Origin of the sequence: Pectobacterium carotovorum, assembly GCF_900129615.1 — a bacterium.
GTDB lineage: Bacteria > Pseudomonadota > Gammaproteobacteria > Enterobacterales > Enterobacteriaceae > Pectobacterium > Pectobacterium carotovorum.
Map to the genome: position 1 here is coordinate 285372 of NZ_FQWI01000006.1, position 21759 is coordinate 307130.

Genomic DNA, 21759 nt, shown 5'->3' on the forward strand with positions numbered 1-21759 from the left:
ATAAGGATCTCATTTATGGCTAAAAGCTGCGGTTAAGTTAAAAGTAATCGATTACATTTAGAAAACACAAATTGTAATCGATTACTTTTAAGAGGGATACCACATGGTTTCTTCATCTGAAAACACAGCTACCAAATCGTTACAACCGGCCTTCGTGGTTCCCAGACTGTCACTCATGATGTTCTTAGAGTTCTTCATCTGGGGTTCATGGTCAGTCACCTTGGGCCTGGTTATGACACAGTATAATTTGGCCGCCATGATTGGCGACGCCTTCTCTGCCGGGCCGATCGCCTCAATCCTGTCGCCATTCGTACTGGGCATGGTGGTTGACCGCTTCTTCCCATCACAAAAAGTCATGGCGCTGCTGCACCTGATCGGCGCGGTCATCCTGTGGTTTGTGCCTACCGCGTTAATCAACGAAGACGGCTCACAGCTGCTAATCCTGCTGTTCGCCTACACGCTGTGCTTTATGCCAACGCTGGCGCTAACCAACAACATCGCGTTCCATAACCTGAGCAACAGCGAGAAGAGCTTCCCGGTCGTGCGAGTCTTCGGCACCATTGGTTGGATCGTTGCCGGTGTCTGCATCGGGACGGCGGGCATCTCCGCAAGCGTCAATATTTTCTACGTCGCTGCCGCCTGCTCTGCCATTCTGGCAGCTTACAGCCTGACGCTGCCGCATACTCCAGCGCCGGCCAAAGGCTTGCCGCTGGCAGTGCGCGATCTGTTCTGTGCTGATGCGTTCGCGCTGCTGAAGAAAGGCCACTTTCTGGTCTTTGCCATCTGCGCCATGCTGATCTCTATTCCGCTGGGCACCTACTACGCTTACACCGCCTCCTTCCTGAGTAATGCGGGTATCAGCGACGTCAGCACCGCCATGTCGTTTGGTCAGATGTCCGAAATCGTCTTCATGCTGATCATTCCGCTGCTGTTTAGAAAACTGGGCGTGAAATACATGCTGTTCATCGGCATGCTGGCCTGGTTCGTGCGCTATGCCCTCTTCGCGATGGGCGTGAATGAAGAAACGCGCTGGCTGCTCTATATCGGGATCCTGCTGCACGGCATTTGCTATGACTTCTTCTTCGTCATCGGCTTCATCTATACCGACCGCATCGCGGGAGAGAAAATCAAAGGTCAGGCACAAAGTCTGGTGGTCCTGTTCACCTACGGTATCGGCATGCTGCTGGGCTCACAGGTTTCCGGTGCCATTTATAACCGCCTCTTCGACAACGGTACGTTAAACGCGCCTGAAATCTGGGCGACCTTCTGGTGGATCCCAGCTGTTGCTGCCGCCATCATCGCCATCATTTTCCTCTTCTCCTTCAAATATAAAGAAGAGCAGGCTTAATCATTTGAGACGGATTATTTAAGGAGAAAACGGGATGAGGTCGCCTATGGCACCTCATCCCAGTGCATTCTCCGCTATAGCTATCACAATCGTGCAACGGTATTCATGACCACACCTGTTGCCAAAGGAGGTAATAATGAAAACGTTAAAAGGACCGGGTATTTTTCTCGCCCAGTATATTGGCGATCAGGCTCCCTTTAACACGCTGGAAAATCTAGCGCAATGGGCAGCTGGATTAGGCTTTAAAGCGCTACAAATCCCCTGCAATCACCCGCACATTTTCGATCTGGCTACGGCCGCCGACAGCCAAACTTACTGTGATGATGTGAAAGGCCTACTGGCGCAGCATGGGCTGACCATCAGCGAACTCTCAACCCATTTGGAAGGCCAGCTCGTTGCCGTCCACCCTGCGTATGACGATGCTTTTGACGATTTCGCACCACCGGCTTACCGCCGCAATCCGCAGGCTCGCCAAGCGTGGGCTATCGCGGCAATCAAGCAGGCAGCAAAAGCCTCTTCACGTTTAGGACTAAACGCCCACGCTACGTTTTCCGGTGCACTGGCCTGGCCCTATTTTTACCCCTGGCCACCGCGTAAAGAAGTCCTGATTCAGGAAGCCTTTAAAGAGCTTGGTCGCCTGTGGACGCCGATCCTCGACTGTTTTGACGAGCACGGTGTGGATGTGTGCTACGAGCTGCATCCAGGAGAAGATTTACACGACGGCGTGACCTTTGAACGCTTCTTGGATGTCGTCAATCATCACCCGCGCGCCAACATTCTTTACGATCCTAGCCATATGCATTTGCAGCAGATGGACTACCTCGGCTTTATCGATCGCTACCATGCACGAATCAAAGCGTTCCATGTGAAAGATGCAGAATTTAACACGTCGAGCAAAAGCGGCGTCTACGGCGGCTATCAGTCATGGGCTGAACGCGCCGGACGCTTCCGCTCACCGGGAGATGGCCAGATCGATTTTGGCGGCATCTTCAGCAAACTTGCCCAATACGATTACGACGGCTGGGCGGTGCTGGAGTGGGAATGCTGCCTGAAAGACAGCAACTGCGGTGCGAAAGAAGGGGCGGCGTTCATCAACCGTCACATTATTCCTGTCGCAGGACGCGCTTTTGACGATTTCGCCGCGACCAGCGACGATCGTCCGTTAGTAAGAAAAATGTTGGGATTAAAAGAGGAGAACGCAGAATGATTCGCGTTGGCATTATTGGTTCCGGTTTTATTGGCCCAGCACATATTGAAGCGATTCGTCGCCTTGGTTTCGTCGAGGTGGTGGCGCTGGCGGAAAACTCGCTCGATCTGGCGCAGCAAAAAGCGCGTCAGCTCAACATTCCCCATGCCTACGGCAGCGTCGCTGATTTATTGGCTCATCCCGGTATTGATGCGATCCATAACTGCACACCGAACCATCTCCATGCGGCGATCAATAAGCAGATTATTCAGGCAGGCAAGCACGTCTTTTCAGAAAAGCCGCTCTGTATGACCAGCGAAGAAGCGCGTGAGCTGGTGGCGCTGGCGGAAGAAAAAGGCGTTGTTCACGGGGTCAGCTTTGTCTATCGCCAGTTTGGCATGGTGCAGCAGGCTGCCAGCATGATTAAGCACCAGGAGATCGGCCGCGTCTTTGCCGTACACGGTGGCTATCTGCAAGACTGGATGCTGCGCGACACCGACTATAACTGGCGTGTTGAACCGGAGTACGGCGGCGTTTCCCGAGCGGTGGCCGATATTGGTTCGCACTGGTGCGACACAGTGCAGTTTATTTCCGGTCGGAAAATTGTCGAAGTCTTCGCCGATTTAGCTATCGTCCATCCGATCCGAAAATCCAATCGGAACGGCACAGCCACATTCTCATCGTCCGACGCCCCGCCAGAGTACGACGACAAACCGGTCAAAACCGAAGACTACGCGACCGTTTTACTGCGCTTTGAGGATGGCAGTCGCGGCTCCTTTACCGTTTCTCAGGTCAGCGCCGGCCGGAAAAATCGCCTGACGTTTGAAGTAAATGGCAGTGAACAATCGCTGGCCTGGGATCAGGAAACCCCGCAGCAGCTGTGGATCGGCCATCGCGATAAACCGAATCAGGTGTTGTCGGACGATCCTGGACTGCTGAACCCAGAAGCCGCCGCCGCGGTCCACTTCCCCGGTGGGCATATCGAAGGCTGGCCGGATGCGTTCAAGAACATGATGGCGAATTTTTATACCTATCTGCGCGACGGCAAACAGCCGGGCGTCGATCCGTTCACCTTCGCCACCTTCTACGACGGTGCGAACATCATGTTCATTATTGACGCCATCGTGCAAAGCCATCAGCAGCAAACGTGGGTGAAGGTCGCCAATTAAGGCATCAGACTGTTCATTCTCTCACGGTATTCATCCCGCAGGTGCGACGTCTGCGGGATGCAGCCAGAGATATTTATGGTAATCTGCTCAGCCAAGCAATAAGTAGCGTGAGTGCCTTCTGAATTATGTCGATTCAAAAAATAGCACGGATAGCTGGAGTCTCGGTCGCCACCGTTTCACGAGTGCTGAACAACATTGATACCGTGAAGCCGCAAAACCGGGAACGAGTTCTCAATGCGATAAAAAGCAGTAATTATCAGCCAAATTTGCTGGCACGACAGCTACGTACTGCACGCAGCCAGATGTTATTAGTCATGGTTTCCAACATAGCCAACCCCTTCTGTGCCGATGTCGTGAAAGGCATTGAGGCAGAAGCGGAAGAAAACGGCTATCGTATTCTGCTATGCAATTCAGGCGCCGATATTGTTCGCGCCCATTCCAGCCTGCAACTGCTGTCCGGTAAAATGGTCGATGGCGTGATCACCATGGATGCCATTTCAACGCTGTCTGCGCTTCAAGACATGATTGGTGCAGCACCTTGGGTACAGTGCGCCGAGCATGACGATACATCTGCCATTTCATCCGTTGGAATTGATAACGCAGAGGCATCCCGCTTTGTGATTAATCACTTTATTGGCAAAGGCCGTCGCCGTATCGCCATGATTAACCACGATATGAATTACCTCTACGCCCAGCAGCGAGAGAAAGGCTATCGCGACGTTATCGCGGAGAATGGGTTTGATTACGGCAAAGTCGAATACGCCAGCACGCTGAGCTACGCAGGCGGAAAAGCGGCAATGACCGCGCTGCTTAACGATCCAGAGCGGCCAGATGCCGTCTTTGTAGTGTCCGATACGTTAGCTGCGGGCGCACTGTCTGCAATCTGTGAGGCGGGGCTGAGCGCGCCGCAGGATATTGCGGTGATCGGTTTCGACGGCTCGGAGCTGGGTTACATTACCTCGCCCCAGCTCAGCACTATTCAGCAGCCATCCGCACATATCGGCAGAGAGGCCGTGAAGCTGTTATTACAACAAATCGACCAGCCGGACAGCAAAACAGAAAAGCGCTTACTTGAATGGACGTTTGTCGAACGGGCATCCAGCTAACCCAGGTAGAATAAACCGATCTTTTTCATGTCTGATAACCTGCGGTCCGCTGACCGCAGGGAGAATCTCTTCCTTACTTACTTTTTATCTTACTCAGTTTTTCATACAGCGATTGGTAAGCTGCGGAAACAATGGCCTGTGGATCTTTCGGCAAGTCATGTTCAGCAACAAACCACTGGGCACCCGCTTTGGACGCCGCAGGGAGAATCTCTTCCCACGCCAAAATACCCTCACCCGGTGGGGCAAAGTTCATTTCATCATCGCGGATGCCGATGGATGTATTGTCTTTCGCATGAATTGAGTAAATACGCCCTTTGTACTGGCGCAGGAGACGCACAGGATCCTGTCCTCCGCGAGATACCCAGGCAACATCCATTTCCAGCATCAGATTCTCTGGCTCTGCCGCATCCATCATTATTTCCAGCGCCGTTTTACCGCGATACTTCTTCATCTCAAAATTATGGTTGTGATAAGCCAGCTTCATGCCCTGCTTATTCAATTCACGGCCAAGATCGTTCATTTCCAGACCAAAGCGCTTCCAGCCCTCTGCGCTATCCGGGCGGTCTTCAACATTGAGCCACGGCACAATAATCATGCTGTTACCGATAGCTTTGTTAAAGGCTACAACCTCAGCCATATTGCTTTTCAGTTCGCCAAACTGGACATGCGCAGCAATGGCTTTCAACTGATACTTTCCTAATAACCCCTTCATTTCTGACGCACTAATGTCATGCGTCCCCACCAGCTCAACCGCCTTAAATCCAGCGTCTCGCGCCATGGAAAATTGCTCATCAAGCGTATTCAAGCTGCGCAGCGTATACATCTGCAAGGCTATTTTCTGGTTTTCTGCTGGACGTTCGGCAAGCGCCAAACCCGATGAAACCATCAACAATAGCGGTATAGCGAACGCACGGCGCAATAACGTCATACAAGGCATGTCCTTCTCCTATTTTTATCCCGTTGCACAGGTGAAAACAAAAAGTAATCGATTACTTTTTATGATGAAAAAATAATAATGCGGGGATAATTTATCTGACTACCTTGTTCACGCGGTAGAAAAAACGAATTGAAAATCACTCTCAATACTCATTTTGTTATCTTGGTCACAGAATATCGACTGATTCACGAGATAGACCGAGCGATGTGAACGACTGTTCTATCACTCGGCCTGTGCTTACGCTGTAATCGACACGCTCTTAATCTGCGCGTAGATCGTTTGCCCAGGATGAAGCATGAGATCGTCCCGAGCCCACGGTGTAATACGGGACCACAGCGTCTGCTGGCCGACCGCAAGCTTCACTTCAACCTGTCCGTCGACATCAATGCACTCTACCACGCTAGCACGCAGCACATTACGGATGCTGCTTTTTTCCGGCGGCTGTAGCACCAGAGAAACATCGGCGGCATTCACGCGAATGCGCAATGCGGCGTCCTGAGGGAGTTCGACTTTTCCAACCCACACCTGCTGGTCGCCTAATGCCAGCGCCGTCATCGCGTAATGCTCATGCTGAGCCAACACACGCGTACTCAAAATAGTGCTCTGTTCGTCTTTCGGTAACCACGGGCGTAGCGCGCTGCTAGCCCACACCTCTTCCAGCAGACCCTGCGCTTTCACTTTGCCTTTATCGAGCACCACAACATGATCGGCTAACCGGACAATCTCTTCCAGACTGTGGCTGACATACAGGATCGGAATATTGACTTCTTTCGCCAGACGTTCCAAATACGGCAACAGCTCGCGCTTTCTGGGTAAATCCAGCGACGCCAGCGGTTCATCCATGAGCAGCAGTTCCGGTGCGGTCAGCAAGGCCCGACCAATTGCGACACGCTGTCTCTCTCCACCGGACAGCGTCCGTGGATAGCGATTCAGCAGCGGTTCGATACCCAGTAACCTGACGATATCATCGAACTGCGATTCCATTGTTTCAGCCATACCGTAGCGTAGATTACCGCGCACGCGATAGTGCGGAAACAGACGAGCATCCTGAAATACATAGCCGATTCGCCGCTTTTCCGGCGGAAGAAAAATACGCTGCTGCGTATCCACCAGCACATGATTATTGAGCACAATCCGCCCGCCATCTGGCCGGGTCAAGCCAACAACAGCGTTGATCAGCGAGGTTTTCCCTGCCCCGGATACGCCGAAAATAGCGGTAATACCGTTCGCAGGCAGTTCAGACTGAACACGAAGTTCGAGGCTACCCAGCTGTTGATGAAAATCGAGTTGCAGCATTATCCCCCCAACCGCTTGCGGCTCCAGTTTGTTAACCATTCCGATGCTAACAGCGCAGCCAGTGACAAGACGATGGCAATGATACACAACCTTGCTGCATCAGCCTCCGCGCCGGGCGTTTCAATCAGGGTATACATCGCCAGTGGAATGGTTCGGGTTTCGCCGGGGATATTGGAAACAAACGTAATGGTTGCGCCAAACTCGCCAAGCGAACGGGCAAATGCCAATACGGTTCCAACAACAATCCCAGGAAAAGAGAGAGGTAATGTGATAGTGAAAAACACGCGCCAGGGCGAGGCACCCAATGTCCGAGCGGCCTGTTCCAGATGCTTATCGACAGCATCAAGCGAAAGACGGATCGCCCGGACCATCAGCGGAAACGCGACAATCGCCGACGCTAGTGCAGCACCGCGCCAGCTAAAACTAAAGCTGAAGCCGAACCAGTCATAGAGCCAGGAACCGATTACGCCGCGTCTTCCCATCGCCACCAGCAGCAAATAGCCAATGACCACTGGCGGTAACACCAGTGGTAAATGGATAATGCTATCCAGCAGTGATTTGCCGGGGAACCGACAGCGCACCAAAATCCACGCCATCAGTATCCCAAACGGCAAGCTGCATGCCACAGCCACAACGGAAACTTTGAGGCTCAGCTCAACCGCCTGCCATTCGTAATCACTCAGCATCATTAACGCGGCGCGAAGCCGTAACGTTTAAATACTGCTGCTGCTTCCGGCGTTTTCAGGTAGTCATAAAAACCGGTAACCGCCGCGTTTTTATGCTCTTTTACTATCGCCATCGGGTATTCGACAGGCTTGTGGCTCGTCGCTGGGAATGTACCGATAACCTTAACTTTGTCGCTGGCAACCGCATCAGAACCGTAAACGATACCCAGCGGGGCTTCTTCACGTTCCACCAGCGCCATGGCTGCACGGACGTTGTTGGCGCGCGCCATCAGTGGAGAGAGTTCATCCCAGGCTTTCAGATTCTGTAAGGCTTCTTTGGCATAGATCCCAGCAGGTACGTGATCTGGGTCACCAACAGCCAGACGTCCGTCTTTCAGCAGGCTTTTCCAGTTGGTTTTATCGTCAATTTTAATGTCTTTCTGCGCACTCGCCTTCGGCGCAATCACCACCAGCTCATTGCCCAGCAGCGTGTGACGCGTCGCGGTATCCATCAGATTTTTATCCTGCGCGTAGTCCATCCACTGTTGGTCAGCGGAGATGAACAAATCGGCAGGCGCACCTTGTTCAATCTGGCGAGCTAGCGTTGAGGATGAGGCATAAGACGCGACGACAGCGACGTTTTTCTCTTTCTGATATTGCGTAGCGATTTCCTGCAACGCGTTGGTCAGTGATGCCGCGGCGAACACCGTGACTTTATCTTCTGCTACAGCGGGCAACGCCATTCCTGCACTGAGGGTTAGTGCGGCAAACCATTTTAACCATTGCTGCTTCATTCTTGTCTCCTGACAATTATCGTTGTGTAAATAATGATATAACGAATGATGAAGCAGTGTCATGCGCTTTAAAGAGGTATATGTGGAGAGGTAGAAAAGAAATGTCCGGCCAGAAGCCGGACATCAAAATAGGAAAGGATCGTGAATCAGTGCTGATTCTTTGCGCGCTGACCGTCGGAATGACCGATGCGGGACAACACGTTAAACACTTCGCCCAGGCAATAAATCGAGCCCATGATAATCACCATCATCACAGGAACCATGGCAACTGCAAACAGCAGGCTCTTCAATAACTCCAACATGCTTACCTCACTTATTGCAAAGGTTACCGTTACTTTAGCCCGTCTATACCCGTCATACTTCAAGCTGCTTGTGCGTTGGCGCCCTTACTCACCCCAGTCACTTACTTGTGTAAGCTCCTGAGGATTCGCGCGGTTGCCGCCTTCACGCAACCCGAATTATCTAGGGTACAATGCGCTATTTCACTGTAAACCGGGATCGTCGTAATTGCCACGTAGTCTACCGCAGTAATAGAAATTAGTGCGTCTATTTGTGCGATTTGCCCCTGATGAAGAAAATAGCGACAATACAGAGAATTAAACTCACCGACGGTGCCCTCACTATGCAGGCTGAAATTCTCCTCACCCTGAAACTCCAACAGCGTTTATTCGCCGACCCACGGCGCATTGAACTGCTCAAGCAAATTCGTCATACCGGTTCAATCAGTCAGGGGGCCAAGCTGGCGGGGATTAGCTATAAAAGCGCCTGGGATGCCATCAATGAGATGAACCAGCTAGCCGAACAGATCATCGTCGAGCGCATGACCGGCGGCAAAGGCGGTGGCGGTGCTCAGCTCACCCGCTACGGCGAACGTCTTCTCCAACTGTACGATTTGCTCGCGCAGATTCAGCAAAAAGCCTTCGATGTCTTGCAGGAAGACGGTCTGCCGTTGGATAGCCTGCTGGCAGCCATCGCGCGTTTCTCGCTGCAAACCAGCGCCCGCAATCAGTTTTTTGGAACCGTGCTCGCACGCGGCGAAGAACAGGTGCAACAACATCTGGATATTTTACTCGCCGATAGTAAAACAACGATCAGCGCCCTGATTACGCAACAAAGCGCCGAGCGCCTGCAATTGCAGAAAGGGAAAGAGGTGTTGGCACTGATTAAAGCACCGTGGATCGATGTGTACGCGGCAACGTCCAACGCCCCCACAGCCGATAACGTCTTATCAGGGCAAATTCAGGCCATTCAGCACGGTGTAGAAAACAGCGAAATTCTAATTACACTGACCGGGGGAGAAACCCTGTGTGCTATGGTGCCGAATGCTTTGCTTGAGCAGCAAAAGCTGCAACAGGGAGCGGATGTGAAAGCCTGCTTCAATGCTGACCGGGTTATCATCGCCACGCTTTGTTAATGTCGCTTTAGCGCTATTGCCGTCTGACGAAGGATAGAAAATGTCATTGTTAAACATCACTCAGGGGTTATTTCGTCTCAGCGACACCCGCATGCTGCGTCTGGACGACCTGACGCTCAAACAAAACCAGTGCTGGGCCTTTGTCGGGGCCAACGGAAGTGGTAAATCTGCACTGGCGCGGTCGCTATCCGGCGAACTGCCGCTATTGAGTGGTGAACGCACCACGGGATTTCAACGCCCCGTTCGCCTGTCATTTGAACAATTACAAAAACTGGTTTCCGACGAATGGCAGCGCAATAACACCGATCTGCTCAGTGAAGGTGAAGACGATACTGGCCGCACCACGGCAGAAGTGATTCAGGATAGCCTCAACGATCCCGCGCGTTGCCAACAGTTGGCACACCAGTTTGGCATTGCGCATTTGCTGGAGCGGCGCTTCAAGTACCTCTCTACGGGGGAAACCCGCAAGGCGATGCTGTGTCAGGCGCTGATGTCCCAGCCCGACTTGCTGATTCTCGATGAGCCTTTTGATGGACTGGATGTAGCTTCCCGCCAGCAACTTGCCGATGAGCTGAGGAAACTGGCTGGCACCGGTTATACGCTGGTGCTTATTCTGAACCGCTTTGACGATATACCTGACTTTATCAACCATGTCGGTGTACTGGCAGACTGTACGCTGACCCGCGTCGGCGAACGTGAAGCGATCCTCTCTGAAGCGCTGGTGGCTCAACTCGCGTTTAGCGAAAAGCTGTCGGGGAGTTCGTTGCCAGAACCGGAAGATCCGCAGCGGTATATGACGCTTCCCGCTGACGAGGCACGCATTAGGCTGCGTAACGGCGTGGTGCAGTACAACGATCGCCCTATTCTGCACGAGCTGACGTGGGAAGTATTACCCGGTCAGCATTGGCAGATTATCGGGCCAAATGGCGCGGGGAAATCGACGCTACTCAGTCTGATTACAGGCGACCATCCGCAAGGCTACAGTAACGACCTCACGCTGTTTGGCCGTAAACGCGGCAGCGGTGAAACCATTTGGGACATCAAGCGCCACATCGGTTATGTCAGCAGCAGCTTCCATCTGGATTACCGCGTCAGCACCAGCGTGCGCAACGTTATCCTGTCAGGATTCTTTGATTCTATTGGGATTTATCAGGCTATCTCTGACCGTCAGCGCCACCTGACCGAACAGTGGCTCACTCTACTTGGGTTCAATGGCGCTATCGCCGATACGCCGTTTCAGTCGCTCTCCTGGGGCCAGCAGCGTCTGACGCTGATTGCCCGCGCATTAGTCAAACACCCCGCCCTACTCATTCTCGATGAACCGCTACAGGGGCTTGATCCGCTCAATCGCCAACTGGTGCGACGCTGGCTGGATATCTTGATTAGCGAGGGCGAAACGCAGCTACTCTTTGTCTCCCACCACGCGGAAGATGCACCCGAGTGCATCACACATCGGCTCACTTTCGTCCCGCACAACGACATCTATCGCTACCAGATTGACGCGTTATGTAAATAACGCCTGAAAACAAGGATGATAACGCTACCACAAAATAAAATATAGGGTAGAAAGCCGGGCTCATTTACACTGTAGATTATGCTTCACTCAGTTTATTCGTAAATAAACCATCGATAACAGAGGCAGATTCTCGCTGTAGATCACCTTTTTCTGCCCCTAACCATGTTATTTTGCTGCATTGCGATAATAGAGGTCATTATGAACGTTCTTGTTACAGGTGGTAGCGGTTACATAGGAAGTCATACTTGCGTACAATTGCTCTCTGCCGGACACACACCCGTTATTCTCGATAACTTATGCAACAGCAAGGCTAGCGTCGTTAAAACCATTACGCGCTTAACCGATAAGGCACCCGTTTTTTATCAAGGCGATATCCGCGATAGCGCGCTGCTGGACGATATTTTCGCTACGCATTCCATTGATTCCGTCATCCATTTTGCTGGCTTAAAAGCCGTGGGCGAGTCAGTGCGTGAGCCGCTCAGCTACTATGACAATAACGTCTACGGTACGCTCGTGCTGGTAGAGGCGATGAAGAAAGCAGGCGTGAAAAACCTGATTTTTAGCTCCTCCGCTACCGTCTATGGCGATCAACCACACACGCCTTATCAGGAAAGTTTCCCCACAGGTCACCCTGCCAGCCCCTATGGCCGCAGCAAGCTAATGGTCGAGCAAATCCTGCAAGATTTACAGCATGCTGAGCCGGAATGGAGTATTACGCTGTTACGGTATTTCAACCCAGTGGGTGCCCATCCATCGGGTGAAATGGGCGAAGATCCGCAAGGTGTGCCTAATAACCTGATGCCTTATATCGCTCAGGTTGCGGTAGGCCGTCGCGACTCACTGGCGATCTTCGGTAATGATTACCCTACCGCTGATGGCACTGGCGTGCGAGATTACATCCACGTCGTCGATCTGGCTGACGGTCATATCGCCGCCATGAATACCCTGCAAAATCGTGCTGGCGTGCATATTTACAACCTGGGCGCAGGCGTAGGCTACAGTGTATTACAGGTCGTCGAGGCTTTTAGTCAGGCCTGTGGTAAACCGCTGGCTTACCATTTTGCCCCGCGTCGTCAGGGCGATCTGCCTGCTTATTGGGCAGATGCCGAACGTGCAGCAAAAGATCTTAACTGGCGAGTCACACGCTCACTGCAAGAAATGGCGCAGGACACCTGGCGCTGGCAGTCCAACCACCCCAATGGGTACGACGAAGCGTGACGGCGCGTTTTCACGCCGAATGACGGATTAGGGGGAAGCTCCGATCTGCTGGCCTTCCCCCAACATTGCAACCATCGGCCAACCCTCTCTATCTTCTCGGGCCTCTACAGGAGCAAGTCATGTTGAATGAAAGTCTTAGCACGCTGGCACCAGATGGTCAGCCGTTTCAGTTAACGACCTTGCAGAATCAGGCAGGTATGCGCGTGTGCCTGATGGACTGGGGTGCAACCTGGCTTTCCTGTGAGCTGCCGCTACCCGAGGGTGAGGTGCGAGAAGTCCTACTGGGCTGTGCATCACCCGAGCAGTATCCGTTACAAAACGCTTATCTCGGCGCGTCGATTGGCCGCTATGCCAACCGCATAGCCAAAGCCACATTCAGTCGGGAAACCGAAACATTTCATCTGGTTCCAAATCAGAATGAACACCAGTTGCACGGTGGCCCAGAAGGCTTTCATGCCCGCCGCTGGCGAATCGCCAGTCAGGATGCAACGCAAGTGACTTACCAATTGCATTCACCGGATGGCGATCAAGGGTATCCAGGCCACCTTAACGTACAGGTGACGTACGCGCTGACCGAACATAATTCGCTGGAAATCTCGTATCAGGCGACCGTAGAGAAAGCCTGCCCCGTTTGTCTGACCAACCACGCGTATTTCAACCTTGATGGCGATTTGACTGACGTACGTAAGCACCAATTGCAGCTGTTTGCCGACTATTATTTACCGGTCAATAGCGCGGGCATTCCCAACGCCGATCTGACACCAGTAAACGCTACCGGAATGGATTTCCGTCAGCCAAAAACGTTGGAAGAAGATTTCCTGCGCGACAGCGATCAAATGGCCGTTGGTGGCTACGATCACGCTTATTTATTGCATCGCACCTGCGGTTCCAGCGAAAGTCCTGCTGCCAATTTGTGGTCATCCGATGGCCGTGTGCTGATGAGCGTTTTCACCAGTGCCCCCGCCTTACAGCTCTATAGCGGCAACTTTCTGGCCGGAACGCCTTCGCGAGACGGCGGTCAGTATGAAAACTATGCCGGTGTCGCACTGGAAAGCGAATTCCTGCCGGACAGCCCAAACCACCCAGACTGGCCGCAGCCCGACTGCTGGCTGAAACCGGGGAAGGTCTATCGCTCGGATACCACGTACCAGTTCCTTACCCAGTAACCGAACAGCAAAAGATAATTAACCCATTGATAACATTGGCAGATGGCTATCTGCCAATTTACAAAACTATGCTATTCCCCGCTTGCCCCCTTCCCGCTCAGACGCATACACTGCCAAAACGTCCAAAAAGGAAACGCCATGTCCGCATCATCACGGTCTCCATTATTCATTCATCATCTGCGCCATAAAGGCAGGTGGGGATGGCTATTGGCGCTGTGCTGGCTTTTCCTGAATGCGCAACTGGCTATCGCAGGTCATCAATGCGATATGACGATCAGCCAGACCTCCTCCGCGATCCAGCATCAGGCACATCTGCAACAGGCTGACGTTCAGCCGTTATCATCTCACGCTCAGCATACGGCTACAGCGTCTTACGCTGCCGACCAGCAAACGCCGCTGTGCGAAAAACACTGCGTGCCGGATAGTGTGAAGCAGGATAATGGCTCGCTGGCATTACTAGCGCTGCCAGTGAGCGGTGAGCTGGTCTTAGCGGATAACCCTGTCCACCTTACCCCAGCCTCTGATGTCTGGCTCTCCCCCCCAGCGGTCGGCCCTCCGGCTGAAATCCGTTTCTGCCGATTTAGAGAATAACCCAAGCGATTGATAACCCCTGCGCCAGCGGGCGCAACGTTTTGTTTATCAATTATTTTTATTGGGATTATTTTATGCGTATTACTTATATGGCGCTGATCAGCGGCCTGATTTTTTCTGTTTCTTTCTTCACCTTCCCCGTGTGGGCCAACGACCACCAGCATCACGCAATGATGCCGACCACTCCCCCAGCGGCCACGACAGCCGTTTATCAGACTACCGGGATTGTTAAGCAGTGGAACGCCAACAGCGTCACGCTCTCCCACGCGCCGATTGCCCTCCTAAAATGGCCTGCCATGACGATGGCCTTCATGCTGCCATCCAGCGGCGAAATAACGCCATTGCCTGTCAACACGCCAGTCACGTTCAGCTTTATCCAGAACGAGAACGGCTACATCCTGACCGCGATTACGCCAAAGCAGCCTTAACCGGAGCACATCATGAATTTATCCAAACACGACGCCGCGCGCGCGTGTCTGGCGATGTTGCTGTGGCTGCCTGCCGCTGTCTTTGCGGCAGATCTGAGTCTTGAACAGGCGTTACAGGCGGCGGAACGTTACTCCGCCGACCTGTCAGCCAACCAACACCAGATTAATGCGCTTCAGAACATGGCCGACTCTGCCACACAGCTTCCCGACCCTAAGTTGAAATTTGGCGTCGAGAATCTGCCATTAGGCGGCAACAACGGCAGCCGACTCACGCGAGAAGGGATGACGATGCAGCGTATCGGCATCATGCAGACCTACGTCAGCAGCAGTAAGCGTGATAGCAAAGCACAGGCCATTCGGGTAGAAGCCGATGCATTGCAAAGTAATAGCGAGAGTATCCGTGCTCGTCTGCAACGGGAAACGGCACAGGCATGGCTGGATCTGGCTCTCTCACAAAAAGCGTTGAGCGAGGTAACCGCGCTGGTCACAGAAAGCCAGCGGCAAATCGCATCGCAAAAAGCGAGCGTGGCGGCAGGTAGTGAAGCCAGTAGCGTGCTGGATGCCCGCCTGACATTGGCAACCATGCAGGACAGGCAGTCTGATGCAGAACGGGACACGCGCATCGCACATGCCCGACTGGTGCAGCTTACCGGCATCGCAGATATCAATGTAAACGGCGACCTTCCCCGCTTTGAACGGCTGCCTGCCTCACCGGAGGTGCTGAGCAACACCATTCATCAGCATCCAGAAATGCAACAGGCGCAGCGTGAGGCCGAGTTGGCTCAGGCTCGTTCCGCACAGTCAGCTGTTGCCGCCATCCCCAATGTTGATGTTGAAGTCTATTACGCGAAACGTGGAGATGATTACGACGATATGGCGGGCATGATGGTGACAGTCGATCTGCCGCTCTTCACATCCAAACGTCAGGATAAGGACTATGCCGCAGACGTCTCGCGCAGCATGGAAGCTCGCGACAGAGTGTTGCTCACCGAACGAGAGCATCAGGCGCAACTCAATACGCTGATTGCTCAATATCAAGCCGCACAGTCTCGCTGGCAGCGCCAGAACAACGAGGTTCTCCCTCTCCAACAGCAGCGCATCAAACTGATTCAGGCTCAGTATCAATCCGGCAGCAGTAATCTTTACGCCGTACTGGATGCCCGTCGGGCGTTACTCGAAAGCCGGATTGCCGTTCAGGATACCGCTCGGGAGATGGCGCAATATTGGGCTGCCATCCGTTATCTGACACCACAAGGAAGCCCTACGCGATGAGCAAAACAGTCACGAACAAATCATTGATGTTTAGCCTGATAGCACTGGCTATTCTCAGCGCAGGTGGCGTGGGCTATCTAGTTGGCAAACAGCAAACGCCGCACTCGCCTTCTACCGCAGAGCCAGAACGTGCCATTCTCTATTGGTATGACCCGATGGTGCCGGATAAACGTTTCGACAAACCGGGGAAATCGCCCTTTATGGATATGGAATTGGTGCCCCGCTACGCCGATGACATACAGGAGGACGGCGGTGTCATCGTCAGCGCTCGTCAGCAACAAAATCTCGGCGTTCGCACCACCCGCGCGGAAATACGCGAACTGACTGACCGCACCACAGGTTATGGCACCGTCGTCCTCAACGAACGCGGTTTACACACGTTGGTGGCACCCAGCGGCGGCATTGTCGAAAAACTCACGGTCAATGCGCTGCAACAACAAGTGAAGAAAGGCGAAACGCTAGCCACATTATGGAACCCGACCTGGGCGGCGGCACAGCGCGAATATCTGGCGGTACGGCAGTTGGGCGACGACATACTCACCCAATCGGCCCGCCAGCGGCTGGCGCTGTTATTCATGCCGGAAGCGATTATTCGGCAGGTCGAGCGGAGCGGCAAACCACAGGACAGGATCGCGATTACCGCACCAGAAAACGGCTACGTGAATAAGTTGGAGGTGCGGCAAGGCATGCAGTTAAGCCCTGCTCAGCCGTTATTCGAACTTGCCAGTCTGAACCCGGTTTGGGTCGATGTCGATTATCCCGAAGCGCAGGCGGCGCAGCTAACGATTGGCAGCGACATCAGCGCAACCAGCCGTGCCTGGCCGGACAAAACCTTCCACGGCAAAGTCAGCGAACTGCTACCCATACTGGACAGTGCCACACGCACGCTAAAAGCCCGTGTCGTGCTGGATAACCCGCAACAACAGCTTAAACCCGGCATGTACCTGACCGTGCAGCTTTCTCACTCTCAGGCACAGCCGCGTCTGGCGATCCCGCAGGAGGCGCTATTGGTCAGCGGTAGCCAAAACCGGGTCTTGCTGAGTGATGGCAACGGCCATTTCACCCCACGCAACGTCACTGCTGGCGCAACCTTGGGAGATTGGGTCGAAATCATCGATGGACTGAAAGCAGGCGACAACGTAGTCACTTCAGGCCAGTTCCTGATTGATTCCGAAGCCAGCCTGCGCAGCGCCTTACCGCAGTTTGATGCGGAGACATCGGAAAACCCAGCAACGCCGACTGCCCCCGCGGGCTATCGCACTCAGGGAGTCATCAGAGCGATAAACGGCAATCAGGCCACCATCGAACACGAAGCGGTTCCGGCACTCAACTGGTCGCCAATGACGATGGACTTCACGCTGCCATCGTCAGGGCTGCCACAGGGAGTGGGGATCGGCAGCACCGTCAGTTTCCAGTTCAGCATGGACGACAGTGGGATTCACGTCCTGCATTTTTTACCCGCTGACGATCCGCATGCCGGACATGGAGGTCATCCATGATTGCCTACATCATTCGCTGGTCGCTCAAAAACCGTCTTCTGGTTTTACTGGCCGCGCTGTTCATGGCGGCGTGGGGTCTGCTGTCTCTACAAAAAACGCCGCTGGATGCTCTGCCCGATTTATCAGATGTACAGGTCATCATTCGCGTCAGCTATCCGGGGAAAGCGCCGCAGGTGGTGGAAAATCAGGTGACCTACCCGCTGACGACCACCATGCTTTCCGTGCCGGGTGCCAAAACGGTACGGGGCTTTTCCATGTTCGGCGATGCCTACGTTTATGTGCTGTTTGAAGATGGCACTGATCCTTACTGGGCACGCTCCCGCGTGCTGGAATATCTCAGTCAGGTGCAATCCAGCCTGCCTGCCGATGCGAAAACCTCACTCGGCCCAGATGCCACCGGCGTCGGCTGGATCTACGAATACGCACTGGTCGATCGCAGCGGCAAATACAGTCTGGCCGATCTGCGCGGCTTTCAGGACTGGCTGCTGAAATATGAGCTGAAAACCGTTCCCGATGTAGCAGAAGTCGCCAGCGTGGGCGGTATGGTCAAACAGTATCAGATCGTCGTCGACCCAGAACGCATGCGAACGCAGGGCATCACCCATCAGCAGATCGTCAGCGCTGTTCAAGCAGCCAATCAGGAAAACGGCGGTTCCGTGCTGGAGCTGGGCGAAGCGGAGTACATGGTGCGCACCACCGGTTACCTGAAAACCGCGCAAGATTTCAACCAGGTGGTAATGACTACCCGCAACGGCATTCCTGTGCTGTTGCAGGATGTGGCGACGCTCAGAGAAGGACCGGAGATGCGGCGCGGCATCGCAGAACTGAATGGCGAAGGCGAAGTGGCGGGCGGCATCATCGTCCTGCGCTATGGCAAGAACGCGCTGAATACGCTGCATGCCGTCAAAGCGCGGTTACAGGAAATACAAAAAAGCCTGCCAGCGGGTGTAGAAATCGTCCCAACCTACGACCGCTCGCAGCTGATTGAACACGCCATCGATACGCTCAGCTTCAAGCTGCTGGAAGAATTTGTTGTCGTCGTGATCATCTGCGCCCTGTTTCTGTTTCACTTCCGCTCGGCGCTGGTGGCGATCATCAGCCTGCCGTTGGGGATTCTGGGGGCGTTTATCATCATGCGCTATCAGGGGGTGAACGCGAATATTATGTCGCTGGGCGGTATCGCTATAGCCATCGGCGCGATGGTGGATGCCGCGATTGTGATGATAGAAAACATGCATAAAGTCATTGAACAGTGGCGGCATGAAAATCCTGGGAAGCAGCCGCAGAATAACGAGTGGTGGCAGCTAGCAGAACGGGCTGCGGTGGAAGTGGGTCCCGCGCTGTTTTGCAGCCTGCTGATCATTACGCTGTCGTTTGTCCCGGTGTTCTCACTGGAGGCACAGGAAGGCCGCATGTTTTCCCCGCTGGCCTTTACCAAAACCTATGCCATGGCCGTCGCCGCCGGATTAGGGATTACGTTGGTGCCAGTATTAATGGGATATTTCGTACGCGGCAAGATACCGGACGAACAGGCGAACCCGATTAACCGCTGGCTGATTGCAGCCTATCACCCGGTGTTGCAAAAGGTGTTGAGCTACCCGAAAACCACGCTGCTGATTTCCGGCCTGCTGTTGCTGCTGACGCTCTTTCCGCTCAGCCGTCTGGGGAGCGAATTTATGCCACCGCTGGATGAAGGCGATCTGCTGTATATGCCTTCCACCCTGCCCGGCATCTCTGCACGGGAAGCTGGCCGACTGCTGCAACAGACGGACAGGCTGATTAAAACTGTGCCCGAAGTCGAATCGGTCTTCGGCAAAGCAGGCCGTGCCGAAACAGCCACCGACCCCGCTCCGCTCACCATGCTGGAAAGCACCATTCGGCTGAAACCGCGCGACCAGTGGCGCGAGGGCATGACCATGGACAAGCTGGTTGCCGAGTTGGATCGTACCGTCAGCCTGCCGGGTATCGCGAACGTGTGGGTGCCGCCGATTCGTAACCGTCTGGACATGCTGGCAACCGGCATCAAAAGCCCGGTGGGCATTAAGGTTAACGGCAATAATCTGGCAGATATCGAACGTACTGCTGCACAAATCGAGCAGGTGGTGAAACAGGTTCCGGGCGTGACGTCTGCACTGGCGGAACGGCTGGCGGGCGGACGCTATATCGATATTGATATCGATCGTCAGCGCGCCGCACGTTATGGCGTGTCCGTCGAGGAGCTCCAGTCGGTGGTCGCTACGCTAATCGGCGGGCAAAACATCGGCGAAACCATTGAAGGCCGCCAGCGTTATCCCATCAACATCCGCTACCCTCGTGAATTACGCGATTCGCTACAAAAATTGCGTGACCTACCCATCGTGACGGCCAACGGCAGCAGAGTGACGCTGGCAGAGCTGGCTGATATTCGCGTCAGCGAAGGGCCACCGATGCTGAAAAGTGAAAACAGCCGCCTGTCGGACTGGATTTATGTCGACCTGCGTGGACGCGACCTAAAATCTGCCGTTGAAGACATGCAGCAGGCCGTTGCCCAACAAGTCACGCTGCCGGAAGGCGTGTCACTGAGCTGGTCAGGTCAGTTTGAGTATCTGGAACGCGCCACGGAGAAAATGAAAGTCGTCGTGCCCTTTACGCTGCTGATCATTTTTGTGCTGCTGTATGTCACCTTCAACCGCATCAAAGACGCGTTGCTGATTATGGCAACCTTACCTTTCGCGCTGATTGGCGGCGTCTGGCTGCTCTATCTCCTTGGCTATAATCTTTCTGTAGCGGGTGCGGTGGGCTTTATTGCACTGGCAGGCGTATCGGCGGAATTCGGCGTCATTATGCTGCTGTACCTCAACCATGCAGTAGAGAAACACCGTATGGCAGGTCAGGCACTGTCACGCCAGCAATTGATGGATGCCATCCATGAAGGAGCGGTTCTGCGCGTACGGCCGAAAATGATGACCGTGGCAACGATTATGGCAGGGCTGCTCCCCATTATGTGGGGAGGCGGCAGCGGATCCGAAATCATGCAGCGGATTGCTGCGCCGATGATCGGCGGGATGGTGAGTGCCCCTCTGCTGTCGATGCTGGTGATTCCAGCGGTCTATCTATTATTGCACAAGGGGGATTCCGGTTTGCTGAAACGGTAAAGCCAGAGCGTGATTTTACGCAAACAACCTGCGGATAAATCACGCTTGCCATCGACTATCGATTGCCGATAACCGTTCTCCACCCCTATAATGAAATCAGTTATCACAGAAATCTTAGGATAGGAAGGAGTTTAGCTATGGCTGTAACTAAGCTGGTACTGGTAAGACACGGTGAGAGCCAGTGGAACAACGAAAACCGCTTCACAGGCTGGTACGATGTCGATCTATCCGACAAAGGCCGTTCAGAAGCCAAAGCCGCAGGTCAGCTGCTGAAAGACGAAGGTTTTGCCTTTGATTTCGCATATACCTCCGTGCTGAAACGTGCCATTCATACACTGTGGAATGTACTGGACGAGCTGGATCAAGCCTGGTTGCCAGTTGAGAAATCCTGGAAACTGAATGAGCGTCACTACGGTGCGCTGCAAGGTCTGAATAAAGCCGAAACCGCTGAGAAATACGGTGACGAGCAGGTTAAACAATGGCGTCGTGGTTTTGCGATTACGCCTCCAGAGTTGACGCGTGATGACGAACGTTTCCCGGGTCACGACCCACGTTACGCTGCCCTGAGCGACAAAGAGCTGCCGCTGACTGAAAGCCTGGCGCTGACCATCGAACGTGTTGTGCCTTACTGGAACGAAACCATCCTGCCGCGCGTCAAAAGCGGTGAGCGTGTGATCGTTGCGGCTCACGGTAACTCACTGCGTGCGCTGGTGAAATACCTGGACAACCTGGGCGAAGACGAAATTCTGGAACTGAATATCCCAACTGGCGTGCCGTTGGTTTATGAATTCGACGAGAACTTCAAGCCGATCAAACGTTACTACCTGGGCAACGCAGACGAAATCGCTGCAAAAGCTGCCGCAGTAGCGAATCAGGGTAAAGCGAAGTAATTTTCCCCTGAATGACAAAAACCCGGCCTGTGCCGTAATGCCGATCAGTTAAGGATCAGTTGAACGATCCGGTACTTGTGTAACAATCCGTAATCTCACAGGGATTACGGATTTTTTTATGCTACTCAGC

The 21759-nt window shown here is 53.6% G+C and carries 19 protein-coding genes; 14 read left to right on the top strand and 5 right to left on the bottom strand.

Going from position 1 to position 21759, the window contains the following annotated elements; translation table 11 throughout:
- Nucleotides 1-103 precede the first annotated feature (103 nt).
- The 4 genes from BUB06_RS14315 to BUB06_RS14330 all read left to right on the top strand — a co-directional run bounded on the left by BUB06_RS14315 (nucleotide 104) and on the right by BUB06_RS14330 (nucleotide 4809).
- Nucleotides 104-1348: an MFS transporter gene (locus BUB06_RS14315; protein WP_039473828.1), complete on the top strand. Its 1245-nt coding sequence runs from the start codon at nucleotides 104-106 to the stop codon at nucleotides 1346-1348.
- Nucleotides 1349-1484: 136 nt separating this feature from the next.
- Nucleotides 1485-2555, top strand: coding sequence for a sugar phosphate isomerase/epimerase family protein (locus tag BUB06_RS14320; RefSeq protein ID WP_039473830.1), 1071 nt, complete (start codon nucleotides 1485-1487; stop codon nucleotides 2553-2555).
- Complete coding sequence (locus BUB06_RS14325) at nucleotides 2552-3703, top strand: Gfo/Idh/MocA family protein (protein ID WP_039473833.1); 1152 nt, start codon at nucleotides 2552-2554, stop codon at nucleotides 3701-3703. Before BUB06_RS14320 ends, BUB06_RS14325 begins: the two co-directional genes overlap by 4 nt.
- Before the next feature lie 125 nt (nucleotides 3704-3828).
- Complete coding sequence (locus tag BUB06_RS14330; protein ID WP_039473835.1) at nucleotides 3829-4809, top strand: LacI family DNA-binding transcriptional regulator; 981 nt, start codon at nucleotides 3829-3831, stop codon at nucleotides 4807-4809.
- A 73-nt stretch (nucleotides 4810-4882) separates the two neighbouring features.
- Here BUB06_RS14330 and BUB06_RS14335 read toward each other — a convergent pair whose 3' ends face one another.
- The 5 genes from BUB06_RS14335 to BUB06_RS14355 form a co-directional block, all read right to left on the bottom strand.
- Nucleotides 4883-5746 (bottom strand): sugar phosphate isomerase/epimerase family protein, encoded by an 864-nt coding sequence (locus tag BUB06_RS14335; RefSeq protein ID WP_175552165.1) that lies wholly within the window; start codon nucleotides 5744-5746, stop codon nucleotides 4883-4885.
- 237 nt (nucleotides 5747-5983) lie between these two features.
- Entirely contained in the window at nucleotides 5984-7042 is a 1059-nt protein-coding gene (gene modC, locus BUB06_RS14340; RefSeq protein ID WP_039473840.1) for a molybdenum ABC transporter ATP-binding protein ModC, read from the bottom strand.
- Nucleotides 7042-7731 carry a molybdate ABC transporter permease subunit gene (gene modB / locus BUB06_RS14345; protein WP_039473842.1) on the bottom strand — a complete coding sequence of 230 codons (690 nt, stop codon included), beginning with the start codon at nucleotides 7729-7731 and terminating at the stop codon, nucleotides 7042-7044. The genes modC and modB overlap by 1 nt, the downstream gene beginning before the upstream one ends.
- On the bottom strand, nucleotides 7731-8501 hold the full coding sequence (gene modA / locus BUB06_RS14350; protein ID WP_039473845.1) for a molybdate ABC transporter substrate-binding protein: 771 nt from the start codon (nucleotides 8499-8501) through the stop codon (nucleotides 7731-7733). The genes modB and modA overlap by 1 nt, the downstream gene beginning before the upstream one ends.
- 146 nt (nucleotides 8502-8647) lie before the next feature.
- The gene (locus BUB06_RS14355) at nucleotides 8648-8803 is read right to left on the bottom strand and encodes an AcrZ family multidrug efflux pump-associated protein (protein ID WP_010302737.1); all 156 of its coding nucleotides are present in this window, start codon (nucleotides 8801-8803) and stop codon (nucleotides 8648-8650) included.
- Between the two features lie 320 nt (nucleotides 8804-9123).
- Here BUB06_RS14355 and modE point away from each other — a divergent pair, with 320 nt between their 5' ends.
- From modE to gpmA, 10 genes are all read left to right on the top strand, one after another.
- The gene (gene modE / locus BUB06_RS14360; protein WP_039473848.1) at nucleotides 9124-9915 is read left to right on the top strand and encodes a molybdenum-dependent transcriptional regulator; all 792 of its coding nucleotides are present in this window, start codon (nucleotides 9124-9126) and stop codon (nucleotides 9913-9915) included.
- 40 nt (nucleotides 9916-9955) lie between these two features.
- The gene (gene modF, locus BUB06_RS14365) at nucleotides 9956-11431 is read left to right on the top strand and encodes a molybdate ABC transporter ATP-binding protein ModF (RefSeq protein WP_039473850.1); all 1476 of its coding nucleotides are present in this window, start codon (nucleotides 9956-9958) and stop codon (nucleotides 11429-11431) included.
- Nucleotides 11432-11629: 198 nt separating this feature from the next.
- The gene (gene galE, locus BUB06_RS14370) at nucleotides 11630-12649 is read left to right on the top strand and encodes a UDP-glucose 4-epimerase GalE (RefSeq protein ID WP_039473853.1); all 1020 of its coding nucleotides are present in this window, start codon (nucleotides 11630-11632) and stop codon (nucleotides 12647-12649) included.
- A 119-nt stretch (nucleotides 12650-12768) separates the two neighbouring features.
- Nucleotides 12769-13815 carry a galactose-1-epimerase gene (galM, locus tag BUB06_RS14375; protein WP_039473855.1) on the top strand — a complete coding sequence of 349 codons (1047 nt, stop codon included), beginning with the start codon at nucleotides 12769-12771 and terminating at the stop codon, nucleotides 13813-13815.
- A gap of 138 nt (nucleotides 13816-13953) precedes the next feature.
- On the top strand, nucleotides 13954-14406 hold the full coding sequence (locus tag BUB06_RS14380; protein WP_039473857.1) for a hypothetical protein: 453 nt from the start codon (nucleotides 13954-13956) through the stop codon (nucleotides 14404-14406).
- Nucleotides 14407-14480: 74 nt separating this feature from the next.
- Nucleotides 14481-14834: a copper-binding protein gene (locus tag BUB06_RS14385; protein WP_039473859.1), complete on the top strand. Its 354-nt coding sequence runs from the start codon at nucleotides 14481-14483 to the stop codon at nucleotides 14832-14834.
- Nucleotides 14835-14846: 12 nt separating this feature from the next.
- Complete coding sequence (locus tag BUB06_RS14390; RefSeq protein WP_039473861.1) at nucleotides 14847-16106, top strand: TolC family protein; 1260 nt, start codon at nucleotides 14847-14849, stop codon at nucleotides 16104-16106.
- Entirely contained in the window at nucleotides 16103-17605 is a 1503-nt protein-coding gene (locus BUB06_RS14395; RefSeq protein ID WP_039473864.1) for an efflux RND transporter periplasmic adaptor subunit, read from the top strand. Before BUB06_RS14390 ends, BUB06_RS14395 begins: the two co-directional genes overlap by 4 nt.
- On the top strand, nucleotides 17602-20739 hold the full coding sequence (locus BUB06_RS14400; protein ID WP_039473867.1) for an efflux RND transporter permease subunit: 3138 nt from the start codon (nucleotides 17602-17604) through the stop codon (nucleotides 20737-20739). Before BUB06_RS14395 ends, BUB06_RS14400 begins: the two co-directional genes overlap by 4 nt.
- A 137-nt stretch (nucleotides 20740-20876) precedes the next feature.
- Entirely contained in the window at nucleotides 20877-21629 is a 753-nt protein-coding gene (gene gpmA, locus BUB06_RS14405) for a 2,3-diphosphoglycerate-dependent phosphoglycerate mutase (protein WP_010302707.1), read from the top strand.
- Nucleotides 21630-21759: the final 130 nt, after the last annotated feature.